Source organism: Burkholderia sp. MR1-5-21, assembly GCF_053427715.1.
In genome coordinates this window covers 1-486 of record NZ_JBSAXD010000129.1, presented here as the reverse complement: position 1 = coordinate 486, position 486 = coordinate 1, and the positions used below count along the sequence as shown (strand labels likewise).

Genomic DNA, 486 nt, shown 5'->3' with positions numbered 1-486 from the left:
CCGATGGTGACGGTCTTCGTGATGTTGCGCTCCTCGACGAGCGTCGTTTGAATTTGTTGAGCCGATTCCATGAAGCCCCCTTATGCGCGATCGGCCACACGTTCACCGAGCAGCCCCGACGGACGGAACACCAGCACGATGATCAGCACGATGAAGGCGAACACATCCTGGTAGTTGCTGCCGAACACGCCCGCTGTCAGATCACCGATATAACCAGCACCCAGCTGTTCGATGAGACCGAGCACGATGCCGCCGACCATCGCGCCCCCGAGGTTGCCGATCCCGCCCAGCACCGCGGCGGTGAACGCCTTTATGCCGGGAATGAAGCCCATGTAGAAGTGCACGTTGCCGTATTCGGACGCGATCATCACACCGGCCAGCGCGGCGAGCGCCGAGCCGATCATGAAGGTCGCCGAGATCACGAAGTTCGGGTTCACGCCCATCAGGCTCGCGTTGTTCGGATTCTCGGCAATCGCGCGCATCGCA

General features: G+C 61.3%; 1 protein-coding gene. It reads right to left on the bottom strand.

The genetic code is table 11. From position 1 onward, the window contains the following. Positions 1-80: 80 nt before the first annotated feature. Positions 81-486: branched-chain amino acid ABC transporter permease (locus ACV229_RS40730; protein WP_448088679.1), on the bottom strand; the 406-nt coding region annotated here is incomplete at its 5' end.